Origin of the sequence: Deinococcus sp., from assembly GCF_018260405.1 — a bacterium.
Classification (GTDB): Bacteria; Deinococcota; Deinococci; order Deinococcales; family Deinococcaceae; genus Deinococcus.
Genome location: NZ_JAGLBG010000246.1, coordinates 1 through 735 on the forward strand (window position 1 = coordinate 1; position 735 = coordinate 735).

The 735-nt window shown below is 43.1% G+C and carries 1 protein-coding gene; it reads left to right on the forward strand.

Features of this window, described 5'->3' with window-relative positions:
• The first annotated feature begins 521 nt into the window (after positions 1-521).
• Positions 522-716 (forward strand): hypothetical protein, encoded by a 195-nt coding sequence (locus QZ269_RS13360; RefSeq protein WP_291427180.1) that lies wholly within the window; start codon positions 522-524, stop codon positions 714-716.
• Positions 717-735: the final 19 nt, after the last annotated feature.

Genomic DNA, 735 nt, shown 5'->3' on the forward strand with positions numbered 1-735 from the left:
CAAAAGGTTTGGAAGTAGCCCAAAGGCTCTAGAAAAAACCTCAAAGGCTCAAAAATAATCTCAAAAGAGACCAGAAAGAAGTTCAAAGCGTTCTGAAGAAGCCAAAGCAAACCAGAAAGAAGCCCAAAAAGCCCAGAAAAAACTGCAATGGGTCTGGAAGCATCTCAAAGAGTTTAGAAGAAGCTCGAATGGTTTGAAAGAAGCTCACAGGGTCTAGGAAAAACCTCAAAGGCTCAAAAATAATCTCAAAAGAGACCAGAAAGAAGTTCAAAGCGTCCTGAAGAAGCCAAAGGAAACCAGAAAAAAGCCCAAAAAGCCCAGAAAAAACTGCAATGGGTCAGGAAGCATCTAAAAGAGTTTGGAAGGATCTCAAAAGGTTTGGAAGAAGCCCAAAGGCTCTAGGAAAAACCCCAAAGGCTCAGGAAACCAGGAAAGCGTCCGGAAAAACCCCAAAAAGCTGAAATGAACCGCCAACCCCGTAATGTTACAGTATTCCTATAACTGTTTAGCTAATAGACGCTGTGCCTATCTCAGGAAAAGAAACAAGGAATAATGAAGAAGCCAAAGGAAACCAGAAAGAAGCCCAAGAAGCCCAGAAAAAACTGCAATGGGTCAGAAAGCATCTGAAAGAGCTTGAAAGGATCTCAAAAGGTTCGGAAGAAGCTCAAGGGTCAAGGAAAAACCCGAAAGGTTCAAGCCAGAACGAAGCCCAATAGCAGAGGGCCTCGAAGAACC